Origin of the sequence: Nocardioides panacis, from assembly GCF_019039255.1 — a bacterium.
In the GTDB taxonomy this organism is placed as follows: domain Bacteria; phylum Actinomycetota; class Actinomycetes; order Propionibacteriales; family Nocardioidaceae; genus Nocardioides_B; species Nocardioides_B panacis.
The window spans coordinates 2,157,784-2,176,378 of sequence record NZ_CP077062.1 but is presented as its reverse complement, the minus strand read 5'-3'; the positions used below and the strand labels follow the sequence as shown (position 1 = coordinate 2,176,378).

Below are 18,595 nucleotides of genomic sequence, written 5' to 3'. Positions count from 1 at the left end.
TTCGTCGTACGTGCGATGGGCTGCCCCGTTGGACCGTGCCGGGTGGATCCGTCGGCGCGACGTCTCGCCCTGACGACGTGCCGATCCTCCAGGCCTACAGTGGCATGTCCGCCCGCGCGGCGCGGGGCCTCATCGACGCGACATCCCCCCCGGGGACTGGTCATCGACGGCTTCGGACTCGGACACGTGCCAACTGCCGTGCGCGCCGTTCTCATCGACCTGGTCGCTGCCGATGTAGTCGTGGCGGTCTCCACGCGCGTCCCCCACGGCGGCACCTGGGCCGTCTACGGAGGTCTCGGTGGGGGAACGGACCTCGCCGACCTCGGCGTCGTCGGTGCGGGCGCGCTCAGCGCAGCCAAGACCAGGCTGCTTCTCTTGGCATGCCTCGCGAGCCGCGATCAGACGTCGGCGCGACAGTTGTTCTTGGAGGGCGTGGCAGTCCTGGGCCGAGGTGCGGACGGACCCGCCCGATGACGTCGGAATCCGGCCTGCAGCTGGCCCAGCAGCTGATCCGGTTGCCGAGCACGCCCGAGAGCGGCGGCGAACCGCGGGTGGCCGAGCTGCTAGCGGACCGGTTGGAGGCAGCCGGATTCACCGTGACCGTGGACGCTTACGCCGACGAGCACGTGAACCTGGTGGCCCGGTGGGGAGACCCGGGGCGACCCGCCCTGTGCCTCTCCGGACATCTGGACACGGTGACCGTCGTAGAGGACGACTGGACCGCCGACCCGCACGCGGCCGATGTCGTAGGCACCCGTCTGTACGGGCGGGGTGCGGTAGACATGAAGACCGGCGTCGCGGCCATGGTCCGTACTGCCGAGGACTACGCCGCGTCGCCCCCGCCCGACGCGGTACCTCTTGCGCTCGTGCTGACCGCTCAGGAGGAGGTCGGCAGTCTCGGGGCTGCTGCGTTGACGCGGGAGAGTGGGCTGCTGCCCGACAGTTGTTTCCTCCTGATCGCTGAGCCGACGTCGAACCAACCGATGCTCGGTCATCGAGGTGCGCTGTGGCTGGACCTCTTGTCCCACGGACGTTCGTGCCACGGCTCCACGCCCGAGCTGGGCGAGAACGCCATCGACAAGCTGGTCGAGGCTCTGAGCCGGGTCAATGCTTGGGCCGCGAAGACGGCGACCACCCACGAAGTCCTCGGCCGGCGGACCCTCAACACCGGACGGATCCGCGGCGGCGTCCTTCGCAACATCGTTCCCGACTTCGCCACCGCCCAGCTGGACTTCCGCACAGCCTTCGAGGAGGATGCCGGCGCGATCCCCGCGCAGCTCGAGGAGCTTCTCCACGAGTTGGCGACCGTCGAACCCATGCTCAGCCTCCCGCCCGTCTACACCGCACCGGGCAACCCTTGGGTGCGCCTCGTCCGCACGATCGCTTCTCGCCACATCGCCCTGTCGGACTCACCGCCGGTTGCCCGGTTCTTCACTGACGCCAGCGTCCTGACCAAAGCCTTCGGGGACGTGCCGACCGTGATCTGCGGCCCGGGATCGCCGGACCAGGCGCACGTGGTGGACGAGTGGTGCGAGGTGGACGACATCAGCACAGCGACGGCGATCTACACCGACCTCCTCCGATCAGCCTCGCAGGCGCAGGCGCAGTGACCACTCGAACAGAGCCGAGCGGCAGGTCACGACTCCACCCCACGTCGAACGGCGGCGAACGAGGATGACAGAGCTGTCCGACCTCACCGGAGCAGAGGCGATCGCAGCCGTTCGGGACAAGGACGCCTCGGTGACCGAGATCGCGACCGCCTGTCTCGACCGAATCCGAACTCGCGAGCCGGTGGTTCACGCCTTTGCCCATCACGACCCCCTGCTCGTGCGGCAGCGTGCGGAGGAACTAGATCGTGGGCTGACATCGTCCCCGCTGCGGGGCATGACTTTGGCCATCAAGGATCTGATGGATACCGCCGACTACCCAACCGAGTTCGGTTCACGGATCTATGCCGGGCGCCGGCCCGTGCGGGACGCAGCCCTTGTGACCCGACTCAACTCCGCTGGGGCATTGGTCATGGGCAAGACCGTGACCACCGAGTTCGCACTTTTCGAGCCAGGCCCCACTACCAACCCGTGGGACGCGGCCCACACCCCAGGAGGTTCCTCGAGTGGCTCGGCCGCGGCCACGGCCGACGGCATGGTCGCTGCGGCGATCGGGACCCAAACCGCAGGATCGGTCATCCGGCCGGCCGCCTTCTGTGGGGTCGTCGGATTCAAGCCTTCGTTCGGTGCCCTCGACAGAGCTGGCCTCAAGGTGATGAGCCCCTCCTTGGACACGCTGGGGGTGTTCGCACGAACCGTCCGGGACATCGAACTGGTGTACCGGTGCGCGCGCGTGGTGAGTCCCCGTCGCAATCGACCGGAAAGACGTGCGGGCCCAGTCCGGATCGGTTTTGTCCGCACCTCCCACTGGGAGATGGCCGATCCAACAGTGATGCATGGGTTGGAGGCACTCGCAGAAGAGCTCGCAGTTGCCGGGTTCGAGGTCGTCGAGACGACGCTTCCTCCATCCTTCGCGGACTTGGTGCCAGCGCACGCGGCAATCATGGAGCGTGAGGTCGCGGAGACTCTTCACGACGAGCTGGCCCGAGACCCACACCTGCTGAGCGACTCGACCAAGGAAGTGCTTCGCCGGGGGAGTGCCCAGCCTCGCGAGGCCTACGTCCGTGCTCGTACGACCGCCTCAGAGTGTCGCAGTCTGCTCTCTCGTGCCTTCGGCGACTTGGACGCGATTCTGACCCCTGCCGTCACAGGAGAGGCGCCACGTGGGCTTTCCTACACCGGTGACCCGATCTTCTGCCGGGCGTGGACTTTGCTGGGCACCCCGACCATCAGCTTGCCACTGCTCGCTGGGCCCAGCGGGCTGCCCATTGGGGTGCAGTTCGTGGGTCATCCGGGGGAGGACCATTCGTTGCTGAAAGTGGCTTCTGCAGTCCTGCGGGGGACGCAGCATTGAATACCCGCGTACGCGGCCTCGGCCGGCAGCCGCAGTGCGGCTTCGTCGCCAGTGCGCTCCAGTTCCCAATCATCACGACTTGGTCAGCGACCTTAAGGATGACTGCTCAGGTGGAGCTCGCCGGCCAGCCCAGTAATCGGACACCGACCAGGTCGGAAGCCCGATTACTGCTCACCCACCCGTGACTGGCAGTTCTGACGGGCCACAGACAGTGTCAACAGGCGGGGACGGACGAGAGCGATAGTCGTTCGCCTCCCGCCAGAGATCACAGCTCACCTCGCTAGGGCTCTGGCGGCAATCGGACGCGAGTGCTGAACCGCCTCTCCGGTCGACACCCTTGCGAAGCCGCGAGAGCCAACCGCGGAGACCCCTTCTCCGACTTTGTTGGGCGCCCCGAAAGCCCTTGACAACGTCTGTCAGTCCCACCTAGCGTTTTGCGCACTTGTTATTGGTGTGAGTGGAAAGAAGTAGTGAGAGGGTCTGAATGTTCGTCGGGATCGACATTGGGGGGAACCAAGACCCACCTCGCGCTCGAGGACAACGGATCGTTGGACCACCGAGTCGTGGCTACGTCGACCTGGCAGCAGCAGCCCGGCCTCTTCGGCGCAGGAAACGTGGCTCGGCTGCTCGGCCTCTTCCGCGACGACGTGCCGGACCCGGGAAGGACGCCGCTGGCCATCGGTGCCCACGGTTGTGATTCGGCGGAGCTGGTGGCGAGGTTCGACGCCCTGGTCCGGGGTCAGTGGGAAGGGCCGTTGCGGGTGGTGAACGACGCCGAGCTGCTCGCACCGGCCTACGGTCCGGAGCCGGCGATCTGCCTGATCGTCGGCACCGGTTCGATCGTCATTGGTCGTGATGCCGCAGGGAATCCGGTTTATGTGGGGGGGCCACGGATGGTTGCTCGATGACTACGGCAGCGCCCCGGGCATCACCCGCGAGGCTGTCCGCGCAGTGTTGCGGGCCGTCGACGAGGGGCGGCCTCGCGACGGACTGATCGAGGCTCTCCTGGCCCACTTCAAGGTGGACCACGAGGTCGACCTCTCCATCAAGATCACAGCCACCGCTGATATCGCCGTGTGGGCCGAGCCGGCCCGGCTGGTCTTCGAGTGCGCCGATTCCGGGTCTGCGATCGCTCTCGGTGTCATCGAAGACGCGGCCGAGCGCCTGGCCCGGGACCTTGCCCTGGCTCGGGCGCGGGGAGCACTGGGGACGACAGCGGTGGCGGCAGGTGGCGTCGTGACGAACCAACCACGGCTGTTCAGATCGGTGGCTCACCACCTCAGCACCTACGACCCTGAGCTCCGTCTGGAGCTCTTGACTGTCCCGCCCGTCATGGGCGCCTTGCAGATCGCGCACCACCTGGTCAGCCCGCTCGAGCCCTCGAGGCCCTAAGTGAACGACAACCGTGGAGGAACCCGATGAAGCTCACCCGAACGGCCCGACGGGCCGTAGCCACAGGTGTCGCCGCCTTGGCCTTGACCCTCTCGTCGTGCAGCGTCACCGGCGCCGGCGGCGGCGGCAAGGGAGAGGCGGGTTCTGGCACCGGAACCATCAACGCCCTGTTCATGAAGCAGGCGGGATACTCCGAGTCCGACGTCCGTCAGATGATCAGCTCCTTCGAGAAGGACAACCCCAAGATCAAGGTCAAGCCGACGTTCGTCTCCTATGAGGCCCTTCACGACAAGATCGTCACCTCGGCTGCGGCCGGCACCTACGACGTCGAGCTGATCGACGTGATCTGGCCGGCCGAGTTCGCGTCGAAGGGTCTGATCGCTGACGTGACCAAGCGCTTCCCGGACAGCTGGAAGAGCGAGATGCTCGGGGGGCGCCCTGAACACCGCGGAGTACGACAACAAGTACTACGGCGTGCCGTGGGGTCCGTCGACCAAGCTGTTCTACTACAACTCCGCGATGTTGAAGAAGGTCGGCGCGACCCCTGCGGACCTGAACACCTGGTCCGGTGTTCTGGAGGTGGCCCGGAAGATGAAGCAGCAGGGCGTCTCCAAGTACCCGATCTCCTGGAGCTGGGCTCAGGCTGAGGCCCTGATCTGCGACTACGCACAGGTCCTGGGCGCGTTCGGAGGGAGCTTCACCGACGATGGCGGGAAGCTCGACGTCAACAACGCGGCCGGCGTCGAAGCCCTGACCTGGATGAAGAAGACGCTCGACGAGGGTCTGTCGAACCCCGGTTCCACTACGTTCCTGGAAGATGACGTCTCCAAGTCGATGGCGCAGGGGGGACACGGCGTTCTCGCTGAACTGGGACTCGACGTACCGCGATCTGAACGACCCGAGCATCTCCAAGATCGCCGGCGAGAACGGCGTGCTTCCCACCCCGGAGGGACCGACGGGTGAGCGTCCCGGCGTCAACGGCGCGATGGCCCTTTCCGTCGCCAGCAGGTCGAAGAACCAGGACGCCGCGTGGAAGCTCATCGAGTACCTGACGAGCGAGCCCAACCAGGAGAAGTTCATCAAGAGCGGCGCACCGAACTGGAAGGCCAGCTTCGAGAAGCCGGAGATCGTGGCGACCAACAAGCCGGTCTTCGATGCCTACAAGACGGCCCTGCAGTCGACCATCCTGCGGCCGCCGGTTCCCGGCTACAACAACATCTCGCAGGCGCTGCAGGTCGAGCTCCAGAACGCCCTGCTGGGCAAGAAGTCCCCCCAGGAGGCACTCGACGACGCCGTCGCAGCCGCAAACAAGGAGTGACGAGGTGACGACGACCGCGCAACCGCGGACGCCCGTTCGTACTCCCGAGAAGCGATCGCGGAAGAGTCAGCTCGCGGCCCAGCAGAACCGGATGGCGTTCTGGATGCTGATGCCGGCGGCACTCGCAGTCTTCGGGATCATCATCTACCCGGTGCTGCGCACGCTGATCATCTCCTTCTTCCAAGTGGACTCGGCACTGGCCACCGAGACCCCGTTCGTCGGACTGCACAACTACACGGCCGTGCTGACAGATCCGGGGTTCTGGGCGACCGTGGCTCGGACGCTGTACTTCACGATCGTGTCGACCGGGCTCGAGCTGCTCCTGGGCCTCGGACTGGCAGCGCTGCTCAACGTCGATCTCCGTGGTCGGTGGCTGTTCCGAGCCATCGTCGTCATCCCCTGGGCGGTGCCGACGATCGTGAACGCAGCGATGTGGAAGGGCATCTTCAACGCCCAGTACGGCGCCTTGAACGGCGTGCTCACCCAGCTGGGTCTGCTCGACGAGTACAAGGCATGGTTGGGCGACCCGATTCTCGCGCTGAACGCCGTCGTCGTGGCCGATGTCTGGAAGACCACCCCGCTGGTGGCGTTCTTCCTGCTCGCCGGTCTGTCCTCGATCCCCAAGGACCTGTACGAGGCTGCCAAGCTCGACCGCGCCTCGACGTGGCGGACGTTCCGCTCCATCACGCTGCCGCTCCTGGTCCCGTCGATCGCCATCGTGCTCATCTTGCGGACCGTGGAGGCGTTCAAGGTCTTCGACCTCATCTACGGGATGACCCGCGGTGGTCCCGCCAACGGCACCCAGACGATCGCGTACTACGCCTACACGACCGCCTTCTCCGACCAGGAGTACGGCATCGGCTCAGCCATCTCCTACCTCATCGTCCTGGTGATCCTGGCACTTTCGACGATCTATCTCAGGCTGCTGCGGCGGTCGGAGATGAGCCTGCTGTGAGGCGCAGTCGACGCAACTCCGTACTGGTGCACCTGGCCGCCCTGGTGGTCGCGGTGCTGATCTTGCTGCCGTTCGCCTACATGGTCTCGGCCAGCGTCTCGCCGCAGTCCAACCTGATCAGCCGGCCCCCTCGATGGATCCCCTCCCATCTCGACTGGGAGCGGTACCGTCAGATCCTGTTCGGTGAGGGTGGTGCCGGATCCACCTTCCGTGCGGCCATGGTCAACTCCACGATCGTCGCCGTGGCGACGGTGGCGATCTCGATGGCCGTCGGCATCTTCGGCGCCTACGCTTTCGCCCGGCTGGACTTCCGCGGGCGCCGCCCAACACTGATGGTGTTCCTCGCGACATACATGCTCCCGCAGATCGCGCTGCTCATCCCGATGTACCTCATCCTCAACAGCCTCGGACTGCTCGACTCCAGGCTGGGGCTGATCCTGGTCGACAGCTCGCTGATCATCCCGTTCACGCTTTGGATCCTGAGCAACTACTTCCTCACCGTCCCGGTCGACCTCGAGGATGCCGCCCGCATCGACGGGTGCAGCCGAGTGGGGGCGCTGTTCCGCGTGATCCTGCCCAGTGCCAAGCCTGGGATCTTCGCGGCGATCATGTTCGCGTTCCTGCTCGCGTGGGACGAGTTCATGTACGCACTCGTGTTCACCTCGTCCAACGCGTCCAAGACGATCCCCGTCGCGATCTCGGAGTTCGCGGGGCGTTACACCACCGACTTTGGCCTCGTCGCCGCGGGCGGCATCCTGGCCGCGCTCCCTCCGGTGCTCGTGGCGATTCTCTTCCAACGCTATGTCGTCAGCGGAATGGCCGCCGGCGCAGTAAAGGGGTAGTTCAACGTGGTCGACAAGACAGATTTCGTCTCCGCGCTCGCCGCGCAGGCCGACAACCTGCGGGTGACCGCGGACGTGGTTGCGAAGGCGCTCGCCTCTGCCGAGCTGCAGCCCTGGCGCGAGGGAGAGACCGTCGCGGTGATCGCGATGGGTGCCTCGAGCCACTCCGGCGAGGCGCTCACCGCCGCGTTGGCGCAGCTCGGTGTGCGGGCGGTCAACATCACCGCTTCCGACCTGGAGCTGGCGGCGGACGGCTTCCAGCCGGGCGACCACTACCTCGTCGTGTCCGAGTCCGGGCAGAGCCCCGAACCGATCCGTGCCGCTGCCGGGTTCACCCCGGGGCGGCGCATCGGCATCACGAACGACCCCGGCGCGCCGCTCTCCTCCGTGGTCGACGTCATCCTGCCGCTCGGCGGATGGCCCGACTCACGCGTCTACACCAGCGGATTCACCGGCACGCTCCTGGCGTACGCCGCCCTCATCCGGCGCCAGTGCGCGACGGCCGAGGTCACGGACCCGGCCACCATCCCTGACCTCGTCGCCTCGACGCTCGGTGACTACGGAGACTACGCCGAGCAGGCCGCGACGCTGCTGGAGAAGGTGCAGGCAGTCGACTTCGTTGCACGGGGCGTCTCCCTGGCGGCCGCCACAGAGGGCGCTCTGGTCGTCCGTGAGGGGGCCCGCCTGCACGCGGCGGCGTACGACACGTACCAGTACATCCACGGTCCGATGGAGCCGCTGACCGCCGACTCCGGCCTCGTCGTCTTCGGAGACGCACGCGAGCTCCCGATGGTCGACATGGTGCTCGACCGAGGCACCAAGGTCGTCCTCCTCACCCGCGCGGACGCTGCCGACATCCCCCGGCCTCACCACGAGAACCTGCTGGTGGTGCCGGTCCCAGATGCCGTCGCGGGCATCGCCCGGGCGGTGCTCGAGACCGTGTTCGTGCAGATGCTCACCCTGCGAATGACCGCCCGGTCCGGGATCGACATCAACGAGTTCCTCTTCGAGCAGCCGGACACCAAGCTGAACGAACGCACTACCCAGTAGGTTCGTGGCAGTCGGAACGACTCGGAAGGATGGGCGTGAGTGATCTCAGCCGTATGACCGCCACGACACGGACCGTCTCGACGATCAACCAGGGCGCCATCATCCAGGCTCTGAGAGACCACGGACCTCTGCCGCGCGTACGGATAGGGGAGCTCACCGGGTTGAGCCCGGCCACGGTGAACCGGTTGACCACGGCCCTCATCAAACGGAAGCTCATCGTCCAGGACGGCCAAGAGCCCTCGACCGGAGGCCGACCTTCAGTCATCCTGCGGTACACGGGCGGCCCGCGCGTCGTGTCGAGCATCCACCTGCGCGGAGACCGAGTCATCGGTGGTCTCGTCGACTTCGACGGCAACCTCATCGAACGCCAGGAGCGACTGTTCTCCGCCGAGTCCGGCGGAGCGTCGACACCAGACGTGGACCACCGGCTGGAGATCGTCGCCAGCCTTCTGTCTGGTCTCCTGGCACTCGCCGACCGGCTGGGAACGCCTTGTCTGAGCGTCGGGGTGTCGGTCCCCGGCGTGGTCGCTGAGCCGGACGGGCGGATCGGTCCGCTGCCAGAACTCGGGTGGCCGGAGCTGCCGCTGGGCGAATTCCTGCGGTCGCACACCGATCTCCCGCTCACCATCGAGAACGACGCGAACGCGTTGGCCTACGGGGAGTACCGCCGTGGTGCAGGCATCGGCACCAGCAACATGGTCGCGGTCCTGCTCGACAACGGCATGGGGGCCGGGATCATCAGCAAGGGCGCACTTCACCGCGGACAGCACTTCGAGGCCGGCGAGATCGGATACCTGCTGATGGAGCGGTCGTCCCTACGAAGGTCCTACGGCACGCTCGGAGACCTCGAGGACCGTGTCGGTTCCGCCGCGCTCACGCGCAGCGCCCACGCACGCGGCCTGGGCACCCGCGACAACGCGTTGCTCACCGCGCACGACATCATCCAGCTCGCGCAGACCAACAACCCGATCGCCCGCGAGATGGCCGATGAGATCCTCGACATGGTGTCGATGGCAGTGGGGGCCCTTTCGGTGATCCTCGACCCGGAGATCATCGTCGTGGGAAGTGGTATCACCGCGGGTGCCGACGACATCATCCCTCAGATCCAGGGCCGCCTGTCCGGGCGCATCTTGCGGGTGCCGGGACTGGTGCCGTCGACGCTGGGGGAGGACGGCGTGCTGCTCGGCGCCGCGGAGCTAGCGATGAGCGAGGTTGACCAAGTCGACTTCGTCCCGCGATAGACGCTGACAGGGCCGCTGGACGCCACCTTGCTTCGAATCAGTGCCTCGGGGTTCGCGAAGGGTCGTGTGCGACCAGATGCGCTTGCATTCCGGCACCGTCGATGGACGATGGCGGCGAAAGGACTCATTCGCGAACGCGCGGACGGCGGCAGATCCGGATGACCGCAAGTGCCAGAGCGCGGCACGGTCGTGCCATGCGGGGCATTGGTCCGGAGCCCGGTACCTCGCCGTGATCGGTGCCCTGGCGCTTCGGGTCCGCGACCGCCGCTGGTCGAGCTGGCCGAGGAAGACGTGTGGCTGTTCCACTTCCTCTTTGTCGCGCCTTCGGGCACTGGTGGTTCGCAGCCCCACGGCGACCCGGCCGGTCTTGGCCTCGTCGTCGGCCACCGTGCCGTGCCTAGTCTGGGGGCGTGCCCGACCCCGCCGAGATCGATGACCGGATTGACCGCGCGAGCGCGCGACCGTTCGGGCGGCGGTTCCACCTGCGCGGGCGCGAGCGGGCTACGGCTGAGCTGCGCGGTCCGCAGACGATGCGGGCTCACGCCGCGGAGATCATCGCGGAGCGGCTGGCGCCGGCCGAGCCGCGCAACGACGGCCGGCAGACCCCCTACCGCAACCACCCGGTCTTCGTGGCCCAGCACGCCACCGCGACCTGCTGCCGCAGCTGCCTGGCGACGTGGCACGGCATCGCGAAGGGGCATCGGCTCGACCGCGGCGAGCGGGCCTACGTGGTCGAGGTGATCGGGCGTTGGATCGACCGCGAGCTGGCGACCTCCATGGAGGGTCGGGACCCCGGGAGCTCCACCTCACGCCGATCGTGAAGGTGGCGCGGCGTTCCTGGGTGTCAGCGGTCAGGCGCCCCGGACATCGTCCGGGCGTTGGGGCAGACGCGCTCGCCCGCGGCAGCGCGCGACGGCTGAGCACGGCCTGTGTCCGCCGCCGCTGGGCCCTCGGTGTCACGCCGAGCGGATCTCGGAGACCCGGATGTCGCAGTGTTCAATGCTGCGCATGGGTCGAATGGGCACCGGGCACTCTGGCGGCATGACCGTGTACGTCGCCTGGACCTCAGCCGACCTTCACGAGGTCGATCCGTCAAGGGACTTGGCCGGGCCGTGGCGGGAGGTCTTGGTCGCCGCCGACGGGCTGGCCTTCGTGGACACTGACGAGACGCTCTCGGCGGTCTACCACGCGTTGAAATGGTCACTTCCCGCCGGTGTCGCCCTCGCCGTCGTACCCGTTGGCGACCTGCCGAAAGCCAAAGGGCTGGCGCCGGGAACGAACAGTTGGCTTCGGGCACGGCTGAGGGGGAGATTGCCACTCCTCGACATCCTGACGACCGCGGGACGCCGACGTGAGTGTGAAGAAGCGAGCGCCCGGGCTGAGGTGTGGTGACCGGTCAGCGGCATGTCCGGACGTCTGTTCGCTGTGTCTGCGCCCTAGTCGATGGTCTCGATGAGGTCGCCGGTGGTGATTACTCCGTCGCTGAGAACATCGGCGCGTAGGCCGCCGCGATGGATCAGTCCCCGCAGCGTGCCCTTGGTGGTGAGGCGTTCCAGGTGTGAGCACGGCTCGCAGAGGCGCTGGCCCAGGCACTCGACGTTGCCCACCCGGAAGCGTCGCCCGACCAGGGCGTTGAGGTCGAGCCCGTGGGTGACCACGTTGCGTCGCGCCTCGGCGTAGCCGAGGGTGCGGGCCTCGGGCAAGGTGAGGCTGTCAAGCACTTCGGCCTCGATCAGGGTCAGGTCGTAACCGCGTGTGGTGTCGTCGGTCGGGGTGAAGGTGCCTGCCTTGGCGGCGTAGCGGTCACCGTCCAGGCCCCGGTTGGCGAGGGCCTGGGCGTGGTCCACGGTGCGCATGTCGCCGGTGGCCCGCTCTGCCAGCGCGATGGCCGCGACCGTGCCGCTCAGTTGCGGCAGCGGGGAGGTAGGGGCGATGAGAGCCGGGTCAAGGCCGCAGAGGACGTAGCCCTCCCGGACAGGGAGGTCGGTGGCAGCACGACCGAGCAGGCTCGGATCCTGGGGACTCAGCACGACGCCCGAGGGGGTGCCGAACATCAGCACCGCCGTGGCGTCGTGAGCGTCCGCGCTGAGGCCAGGCCGCCCCAGGATGGCCAGCCAGTACCCGGGCCAGCTGAACGAGGACGGCTTCCCGAGCGTCACCAACCCTGCGCCCCGCCCCGCGAGCCAACTGCGCCAATGACTGATCGCTCCCGGCAAGTCCGCCCTTGGCTGAGGGACCTCCGCGATCGGCGTCTCGGTTACCGATGCCACACATGCGGCGAACGAGCGTGTGAGTGTGGGAACCGTCGCGTCCTCGGGCAGCTCGACTTCCATCATGCAGGCATCCTCACACGGGCGGGTCCCGTCCCAGGCTGGCTCTTCGACCCCCGCCGACGTACTCAATTCGGCATGTCCGCGCGGATCGCGGGATCCGGTAACTCTGAACCGACTGGGAATCCTCGGGGTGCGTGTTGCCCATCGCCGGTGTCAGCCGGTGGGCGGCTGGCCTAGCCACGACCCGTAGCTGCCAAGCGGGCCACTCCTGCGGATCGTCCTCGACCCCTGGTTCACCCGGGTCTTCGGGCTTACCTTGGCCTCATGGACGGATGGTCGGATACCGAGTGGCTGACCCTGCAGCTCGGGCCGGTCTGGGTGGTCAGCGCGCTGGTCGGACGTAGCCGTCTGGACGAGCTCGAGGAGGCGGCCTTTTGGCGGAGCGTTGACGACGCGCCTCGGGACTCGCCCTTGGGTTGGCAGCTGATGCGGGCCATGACCCTCAACCGCGAGTGGCTGTTGGACGAGTTCCAGCTCGACCCGCGTTCCATCGTCTCTGGCCTCAACGAGGTTGCGTCGCTGCTCGAACGCGTTCCGCCGGAGGTCAGCCGGGACGTCCGCGAGTGCATGCTCCGCGTCGGTTCGGGGTTGGCGCGGGCGCGGGGGCCGTTCGGTCAGCGGATGAGCGAGCAGGACGCGCTCACCCTCCAGCTCGTCGCACAGCTGCTGGAGACGGCGGCTGAGATGGCGGCGAACAACCCGCTGAATGCAGCCGCGGCCATCTGAGTCCCTTGTTCGCCAGGTTCCGTCGGCTGGCTCACTGCTGCGCAGAGGGGCCGTCCGGCCCACCACGGGGTTTCGGGGTTGAGGAGCCCGGATCGCGGCTACTTGTTGACTTCTCTCACGGCAGCGGCCGGGCCAGGCTGTTGTCGAAGGTGCTCGGCGGGACGCTCTCATGGCAGCGGCTGCCCACCGTGTTGGTGTGGCTCACATCTGGCATGCGGTCCCGTCGGGTGCCGTGGTGAGGCGTGGCTCGAGAGGGGATCGCCCGGCTCAAAGTAGCTCTGCCCGGCCTCGCTGATAACCGGCTCGAGCGAGGAGGTAGTACGGATGAGTCGAGTGATCGTGGGTGTGGACCCGCACAAGAAGTCGGTGACGATCGAGGTGATCGACGAACAGGGGACGGTGCTGGCCACGGGCCGGTTTGCCACCACTAGCACCGGCTACCAGCTGATGACCAAGTTCGTGCGTGGACAGTGGCGGAGCCGTCGGTGGGCGGTCGAGGGGGGCCAACGGGATGGGGCGGCCGCTGGCCGCGCGGCTGCTCGCCCAGGGCGAGACTGTTCTCGATGTGCCGGCGAAGCTGGCAGCCCGGGTGCGGGTCTTCGACACCGGCAACGCCCGCAAGACCGATGCCACCGACGCGCACGCGGTCGCGATGGTGGCACTGCGGACAGCCGGACTGAACGAGCTGTCCTGCGACGAGGAGCTGGTTGCGTTGCGGCTGCTCACCGATCGCCGTGACGAGCTCGCGCACCTGCGAGTGCAGACCGTCAACCGGTTGCAGCGGCTGCTCACTGAGCTCATCCCCGGTGGCGCCAAGCGGGACCTTTCCGCGTTGCAGGCGAAGCGACTGCTCGCCAAGGTGAGGCCGAGATCGCTGACAGGTAAGACGATGCGGCGGATGGCTGTCGAAGAGATCGCCGACCTGGTCGCGGTCGATGCGAAGCTCACGTCGATCACCAAGGAGCTCCGGACAGCGGTCCAAGACCGCGGATCGCACCTGATGGACCTGTTCGGGATCGGCCCGGCCGGCGCAGCCCGGGTCCTGTCCGACGTCGGCGACGTGGCCCGGTTCCCCGACCGCAACCACTTCGCCTCCTGGACTGGCACCGCACCCCTGGACGCCTCGAGCGGTGACCAGATCCGACACCGCCTGTCCCGGGCTGGGAACCGACGGCTCAACCACGTGCTGCACGTCGCCGCGATCGTGCAGATCCGCCACGACACCGAGGGCCGCGCCTACTACCGACGAAAGCTGGCCGAGGCCAAGACCCCGATGGAGGCCCTGCGCTGCCTCAAGCGGCGGCTCTCCGACGCCGTCTATCGACAACTCGTCGCCGACGCCGACAGCAGCCAGGTGCCGGAAGCTGAGACAGAACAGGCGGGCCCGGGAGGGCACTCGGGGGCGTCTTCACAATCCAGCGCGGCCGATCTGTCCACCCCGGTCATCGGCTCTTCGGATCAGCCACTTCCCGGACCCGCAACCCCGACGCTACCCGTCACCAAGACCGCTGCGAAGACCCACCAGGCTCCGGCTCCGCGCTCCAGGCAACGGCGCGCAGGAGCCGTCAAGATGGAGCGCCCCACCGGACGAACGACCTTGACGGCGACAAGCGACGTCGCAAACTCAGGAAGGCCAAAGCCGCGGCCTTGACACAGAGGGGAACCAGATCCGGATGACCGCAAGTGCCAGAGCGCGGCACGGTCGTGCGATGCCCGGCATTGGTCCGGGTTCGGGTTCGGGTCCGGGGTTCCGGTACCTCGCCGTGATCGGTGCCCTGGCGCTTCGGGTCCGCGACCGCCGCTGGTCGAGCTGGCCGAGGAAGACGTGTGGCTGTTCCACTTCCTCTTTGTCGCGCCTTCGGGCACTGGTGGTTCGCAGCCCCACGGCGACCCGGCCGGTCTTGGCCTCGTCGTCGGCCACCGTGCCGTGCCTAGTCTGGGGGCGTGCCCGACCCCGCCGAGATCGATGACCGGATTGACCGCGCGAGCGCGCGACCGTTCGGGCGGCGGTTCCACCTGCGCGGGCGCGAGCGGGCTACGGCTGAGCTGCGCGGTCCGCAGACGATGCGGGCTCACGCCGCGGAGATCATCGCGGAGCGGCTGGCGCCGGCCGAGCCGCGCAACGACGGCCGGCAGACCCCCTACCGCAACCACCCGGTCTTCGTGGCCCAGCACGCCACCGCGACCTGCTGCCGCAGCTGCCTGGCGACGTGGCACGGCATCGCGAAGGGGCATCGGCTCGACCGCGGCGAGCGGGCCTACGTGGTCGAGGTGATCGGGCGTTGGATCGACCGCGAGCTGGCGACCTCCATCGAAGGGCGGGGTCCCGGGAGCTCCACCTCACGCCGATCGTGAAGGTGGCGCGGCGTTCCTGGGCGTGAGCGGTCAGGCGCCCCGGGCATCGTCCGGGCGTCGGGGCGGACGCTCGCCCGCAGCAGCGCGCGACGGCTGAGCACGGCCTGTGTCCGCCGCCGCTGGGCCCTCGGTGTCATGCCGAGCGGATCTCGGCAGATCCGCGAGGCGCAGCAACCAAGGTCGATAGCGGGCGGGGTTGCCCTGGGAACGCCCTACGAGGCGGCCGGGACTGCGATCGCCAACAGAGGATTCTTCATCCACGTGCGGGAGCTTGGGTCTCCAACAGTGCCAACCCCCAGGCGTCACCTTCGGATGGCCCGCCAGTCCGGTTGGTGCTCGAACATCGGAGTCGCGGGGACGAATCTCCGTGCCGTCCCGTTGGCCCTCATCACGGTCAGGCCGCCGGTCACGTCACCATCCGTGGTCCGGGTCTCGGACAGGAAGAGAAGGAACTTGCCGTCCGGTGACCACACGGGGTCCGCGGACCCGGCCACCTGGGAGTCGTTGCGTGTGAGGTTCCGCAGCTGGCTGCCGTCCGGCCGCACCGTGTAGACGTCACCGCGGCTGGTCGGCGTCGGGGACGCCTCGAGCGCCATGGTGCGACCGTCCGGCGACCACGTGGCGTCGCCGGCGTGGAGCGCGAACGAGGTCACCTGTCGTTCCTGGCTACCGTCGAGCCGGATGGTGAACAGGGCGGACTCCTCGCCACCCTGGCTCAACCTCAACCTCACCCCGATGGAATTGCGGTCGCCGAACTGGTCGGCCAGGGTCTGTCGAACAAGAACGTCGCCGCCCAGTGCTGGGCACCTGCGGAACGTGTTCACCGAGACCGGTGTCATCTCCCGCGGTGAGCTCGCCCACCTCGACCTCGACGAACCGTCCTCGGTGTCCGTGTAGTCAGGAGGGGGCGCGGCACTCGGCAACGCAGATCGGCACTTCGGGCGGCGGCACCCTGATGGGGCGTCCTGCTTGCACAACCGGGTCATGGACAGCGAATGTCGACAGTGGCCACGCTTGACCAAGACGACTCGGTCGGTGCAAGGAACCCAGTTCGTGCTTCTGGCCGGGCCACGACGCTCTCTCGTCGCTGGAGGCGCGCGATGCCTAGATCTTTGCGGTTCAGCCGAATGAGAACCGATGTCAGCTCGACCGGGCGTGGCGACACCGTGCCACCGCAGCGAGCCGCACCGCTTGACACGCCCGTCCAGTCCGGCCGGGAGGATCGGGCGGCACCCACGCCGCCCACGGCCGGCGTGGTCGACGCCGCGTGGCTGCGCGTGGGTGCGACCGCCGGTGTGGCGGGCCTGCTCGTGCAGGTGGTGATGGGCCAGATGCACCCCGCGCACGCAGATCCGAACGACTCCCGGGCGGCGTTCATCGAGTACGCGAGCTACGCCCACTGGACGTTGGTGCACATCGGGCAATGGGTTGGCACGCTGCTCCTCGGGCTCGCCCTGATCATGCTCGCGCTCAGCCTGGTCCGGCAGCCCGGGCTTCCCGGCGCCCTCGCCTTCGTGGGCGCGGTCACCAGCGTGCTGCTCGTGGCGGTGTTCACGGTCCAGATGGCCGTCGACGGCGTGGCACTGCGCTCGGCCATCGACACGTGGACCAGCGCACCCGTTGGGGCGGGGAAGACCTCCGCGTTCCAGGTAGCCGAGGGTGTGCGCGGCGTTGAGAAGGGACTCAGCGGGTTCTTCCACCTCACCAACGGCCTCACCCTGGTGTCGCTCGGGCTGTCCATCGCCCTGGGGCACCGCTACGCACGCTGGCTGGGGTGGACCGCGGTCGTAGCCGGACTCGGGTTCCTGGCCGGGGGAGCGGTGACCGCTCAGACGGGCTTCTCGGCGACCGCAGGTACTGTGCTGACCCCTGCGCTGCTGCTGCTACTGGTCTTCGTCGTGGGTGTGTGCGTGTCCATGTGGCGTCACGCCGCTACCCGGCTCACGCCGAGCTGATTCATGGCTGCCACAAGACACGCCTTGGTCATCGGCGCCCTTGGTTGACGAGCTTCACCGTCACGTCCTCCGACGTAGTCGCGCAGCCAGTCGGCGTAGCCGGAACAGGTAGGCACCATCGCCTCGAACGTCACGCGCATGGCGAATGCGCCTCGCAGCATGCCCCACCGGAACGCGCTCATCTCGGCATGTCCGGACGTTCACCTGCGGCTCGAAGGGATGCTCGTGCTGGAGGTCGGTGCCTCGGTATGTCTACGGGACGGCCTGAATCACGTCAGGGTCGCGATGGCCTTGCGCGTCGCGAAGGTCAGGCATAGCAGGGACATCGTGAGCCCGAAGATCAGCGTTGAGGTCAGCACGCTGGTGGTTCCCGCGATCGCGCCGAGCACCGGCAGCGAGAGCGGCATCAGGGTCATGTCACCGAGGCTGGTGACCGAGGAGACGCGGCCGGTGTACTCCGGGTCGATCGCCTTCAGGAACGCGCCCGACAGCCAGACCGACGCCATGCCGGCCGTCACCCCTACCGTGACCATCCCCAGCAGCACGGCCGGCAGGGACGGCATGCCCACGATCGCCAGCCCTACGCCTTGCAGCACCAGGACCCTGAACCCGGCCCGCGCGGCGTGCAGCCGCGGCCAGCGGATCGCGAGCAGGCTTCCGGCGATCGCGCCGACGGCCAGGGTGCCGTCGGCGAAGCCGAGCCAGTGCGCACCCCAGCCGGATCCCTCGACGCGGATCGCCAGCCCGAGTGCGACGACCGGGGTCACGAACACGTTCAGCGCGGTCAGCCCCGTGATGAAGATGCGCGCCGTCGGGCTGCGCCCCAGGTAGGCGACACCGTCGGAGAAGGATTCCCACCAGCGGGTGTGCGCGGCGCGCGGCACCGCGTACCGGGCCCGCACTACCAAGGCGAGCACCAGCGCGATGAATGCGAACGACGCGCCGTCGATCACCATCGCGCCCACCGGGCCGTACAAGGCAATGATGACGCCGCCCGCCGGCGCGCCCAGGAGGCGCATGGTGCGGCCGAGGACCTGCTGCCAGCCCATCACCGTCCCGAAGTCGTCGGGGTGGACGAACTCCCGCAGCAGTGGTCCACCCGATGGGACGGTCAGTCCCGCGACGACCCCGAAGGACAGGGCGATAGCGAACAACGTCACGGCGCCGTCGGACCCGGCGTGCCACGCGAGCGCTCCGAGCGCAAGGACGAGAGCCCGGGCCACCTGGCCGAGGACGAGGATGCGCCGCGGGTCGAAGCGGTCTGCCAGCACGCCGCCAAGGAGGACGAGGACCGCCTGCGGGAGCATCTCGGCCCCGAGCACGGCGCCCGCCAGCGTCGACGACACCGTCTGTACGGCGGTCCACGCGAGCGCGACGGTCCACACCGCGTCGCCGAACGCCGAGATCGTGGTGCCCGCGAGCCAGGTCAGCACCATCGGGTCGCGACGCACCGGCGGCGGTGCGGCC

20 protein-coding genes and 1 pseudogene are annotated in these 18,595 nt (G+C 68.1%); 18 read left to right on the top strand and 3 right to left on the bottom strand.

Annotation, left to right across the window (positions count from 1 at the left end):
• The first annotated feature begins 15 nt into the window (after nt 1–15).
• From KRR39_RS26075 to KRR39_RS10515, 14 genes and pseudogenes are all read left to right on the top strand, one after another.
• Entirely contained in the window at nt 16–474 is a 459-nt protein-coding gene (locus tag KRR39_RS26075) for an L-asparaginase family protein (protein ID WP_367303734.1), read from the top strand.
• On the top strand, nt 471–1,610 hold the full coding sequence (locus KRR39_RS24690) for a M20 family metallopeptidase (protein WP_254185714.1): 1,140 nt from the start codon (nt 471–473) through the stop codon (nt 1,608–1,610). The genes KRR39_RS26075 and KRR39_RS24690 overlap by 4 nt, the downstream gene beginning before the upstream one ends.
• A gap of 64 nt (nt 1,611–1,674) precedes the next feature.
• The gene (locus KRR39_RS10565) at nt 1,675–2,961 is read left to right on the top strand and encodes an amidase (protein WP_216941978.1); all 1,287 of its coding nucleotides are present in this window, start codon (nt 1,675–1,677) and stop codon (nt 2,959–2,961) included.
• A 563-nt stretch (nt 2,962–3,524) separates the two neighbouring features.
• A complete protein-coding gene (locus KRR39_RS10560; protein WP_216941977.1) occupies nt 3,525–3,869 on the top strand; it encodes a hypothetical protein in 345 nt (114 codons plus the stop codon).
• The gene (locus tag KRR39_RS10555) at nt 3,859–4,353 is read left to right on the top strand and encodes a hypothetical protein (protein ID WP_216941976.1); all 495 of its coding nucleotides are present in this window, start codon (nt 3,859–3,861) and stop codon (nt 4,351–4,353) included. The genes KRR39_RS10560 and KRR39_RS10555 overlap by 11 nt, the downstream gene beginning before the upstream one ends.
• Before the next feature lie 26 nt (nt 4,354–4,379).
• A pseudogene (locus KRR39_RS25620) lies at nt 4,380–4,706 on the top strand (extracellular solute-binding protein); the annotation flags it as partial.
• Between the two features lie 121 nt (nt 4,707–4,827).
• Nucleotides 4,828–5,316 (top strand): extracellular solute-binding protein, encoded by a 489-nt coding sequence (locus KRR39_RS24680; RefSeq protein WP_254185661.1) that lies wholly within the window; start codon nt 4,828–4,830, stop codon nt 5,314–5,316.
• Complete coding sequence (locus KRR39_RS10545; protein ID WP_254185713.1) at nt 5,216–5,671, top strand: extracellular solute-binding protein; 456 nt, start codon at nt 5,216–5,218, stop codon at nt 5,669–5,671. The genes KRR39_RS24680 and KRR39_RS10545 overlap by 101 nt, the downstream gene beginning before the upstream one ends.
• 91 nt (nt 5,672–5,762) lie before the next feature.
• Complete coding sequence (locus KRR39_RS10540) at nt 5,763–6,626, top strand: carbohydrate ABC transporter permease (RefSeq protein WP_216941973.1); 864 nt, start codon at nt 5,763–5,765, stop codon at nt 6,624–6,626.
• Nucleotides 6,627–6,652: 26 nt separating this feature from the next.
• A complete protein-coding gene (locus KRR39_RS10535; RefSeq protein WP_254185660.1) occupies nt 6,653–7,468 on the top strand; it encodes a carbohydrate ABC transporter permease in 816 nt (271 codons plus the stop codon).
• A gap of 6 nt (nt 7,469–7,474) precedes the next feature.
• Nucleotides 7,475–8,518: an SIS domain-containing protein gene (locus KRR39_RS10530; protein WP_216941971.1), complete on the top strand. Its 1,044-nt coding sequence runs from the start codon at nt 7,475–7,477 to the stop codon at nt 8,516–8,518.
• Nucleotides 8,519–8,553: 35 nt separating this feature from the next.
• Nucleotides 8,554–9,759 carry an ROK family transcriptional regulator gene (locus tag KRR39_RS10525; protein WP_216941970.1) on the top strand — a complete coding sequence of 402 codons (1,206 nt, stop codon included), beginning with the start codon at nt 8,554–8,556 and terminating at the stop codon, nt 9,757–9,759.
• Nucleotides 9,760–10,169: 410 nt separating this feature from the next.
• Nucleotides 10,170–10,580, top strand: coding sequence for a DUF4186 domain-containing protein (locus tag KRR39_RS10520; RefSeq protein ID WP_216941969.1), 411 nt, complete (start codon nt 10,170–10,172; stop codon nt 10,578–10,580).
• A gap of 220 nt (nt 10,581–10,800) precedes the next feature.
• Nucleotides 10,801–11,151 carry a hypothetical protein gene (locus KRR39_RS10515; RefSeq protein ID WP_216941968.1) on the top strand — a complete coding sequence of 117 codons (351 nt, stop codon included), beginning with the start codon at nt 10,801–10,803 and terminating at the stop codon, nt 11,149–11,151.
• A gap of 44 nt (nt 11,152–11,195) precedes the next feature.
• Here KRR39_RS10515 and KRR39_RS10510 read toward each other — a convergent pair whose 3' ends face one another.
• On the bottom strand, nt 11,196–12,095 hold the full coding sequence (locus KRR39_RS10510) for an MOSC domain-containing protein (protein ID WP_216941967.1): 900 nt from the start codon (nt 12,093–12,095) through the stop codon (nt 11,196–11,198).
• 261 nt (nt 12,096–12,356) lie between these two features.
• Between KRR39_RS10510 and KRR39_RS10505 the strand changes: the two genes are divergently transcribed.
• The 3 genes from KRR39_RS10505 to KRR39_RS10495 all read left to right on the top strand — a co-directional run bounded on the left by KRR39_RS10505 (nt 12,357) and on the right by KRR39_RS10495 (nt 15,173).
• Nucleotides 12,357–12,818 (top strand): hypothetical protein, encoded by a 462-nt coding sequence (locus KRR39_RS10505; RefSeq protein ID WP_216941966.1) that lies wholly within the window; start codon nt 12,357–12,359, stop codon nt 12,816–12,818.
• Between the two features lie 511 nt (nt 12,819–13,329).
• Nucleotides 13,330–14,469 carry a transposase gene (locus tag KRR39_RS10500; RefSeq protein ID WP_216941965.1) on the top strand — a complete coding sequence of 380 codons (1,140 nt, stop codon included), beginning with the start codon at nt 13,330–13,332 and terminating at the stop codon, nt 14,467–14,469.
• Between the two features lie 293 nt (nt 14,470–14,762).
• Entirely contained in the window at nt 14,763–15,173 is a 411-nt protein-coding gene (locus KRR39_RS10495; RefSeq protein WP_216941964.1) for a DUF4186 domain-containing protein, read from the top strand.
• 302 nt (nt 15,174–15,475) lie between these two features.
• On the opposite strand, the gene KRR39_RS10490 is transcribed toward KRR39_RS10495, so the two are convergent.
• The gene (locus tag KRR39_RS10490; RefSeq protein ID WP_216941963.1) at nt 15,476–15,997 is read right to left on the bottom strand and encodes a TolB family protein; all 522 of its coding nucleotides are present in this window, start codon (nt 15,995–15,997) and stop codon (nt 15,476–15,478) included.
• Nucleotides 15,998–16,426: 429 nt separating this feature from the next.
• Here KRR39_RS10490 and KRR39_RS10485 point away from each other — a divergent pair, with 429 nt between their 5' ends.
• Nucleotides 16,427–17,128, top strand: a complete 702-nt coding sequence (locus tag KRR39_RS10485) for a hypothetical protein (protein ID WP_216941962.1) — start codon at nt 16,427–16,429, stop codon at nt 17,126–17,128.
• Nucleotides 17,129–17,397: 269 nt separating this feature from the next.
• Here the strand turns inward: KRR39_RS10485 and KRR39_RS10480 are convergent, their stop codons facing one another.
• Nucleotides 17,398–18,579 carry an MFS transporter gene (locus KRR39_RS10480; protein ID WP_302053589.1) on the bottom strand — a complete coding sequence of 394 codons (1,182 nt, stop codon included), beginning with the start codon at nt 18,577–18,579 and terminating at the stop codon, nt 17,398–17,400.
• Nucleotides 18,580–18,595 lie beyond the last annotated feature (16 nt).

What these genes read in the sequence shown, in the direction of transcription:
- KRR39_RS26075 (WP_367303734.1), top strand. Translation starts at nt 16, where the DNA reads ATGGGCTGCCCCGTTGGACCGTGCCGGGTGGATCCGTCGGCGCGACGT.
- KRR39_RS24690 (WP_254185714.1), top strand. Translation starts at nt 471, where the DNA reads ATGACGTCGGAATCCGGCCTGCAGCTGGCCCAGCAGCTGATCCGGTTG.
- KRR39_RS10565 (WP_216941978.1), top strand. Translation starts at nt 1,675, where the DNA reads ATGACAGAGCTGTCCGACCTCACCGGAGCAGAGGCGATCGCAGCCGTT.
- KRR39_RS10540 (WP_216941973.1), top strand. Translation starts at nt 5,763, where the DNA reads ATGGCGTTCTGGATGCTGATGCCGGCGGCACTCGCAGTCTTCGGGATC.
- KRR39_RS10515 (WP_216941968.1), top strand. Translation starts at nt 10,801, where the DNA reads ATGACCGTGTACGTCGCCTGGACCTCAGCCGACCTTCACGAGGTCGAT.
- KRR39_RS10510 (WP_216941967.1), bottom strand. Translation starts at nt 12,095, where the DNA reads ATGATGGAAGTCGAGCTGCCCGAGGACGCGACGGTTCCCACACTCACA.
- KRR39_RS10505 (WP_216941966.1), top strand. Translation starts at nt 12,357, where the DNA reads ATGGACGGATGGTCGGATACCGAGTGGCTGACCCTGCAGCTCGGGCCG.
- KRR39_RS10500 (WP_216941965.1), top strand. Translation starts at nt 13,330, where the DNA reads ATGGGGCGGCCGCTGGCCGCGCGGCTGCTCGCCCAGGGCGAGACTGTT.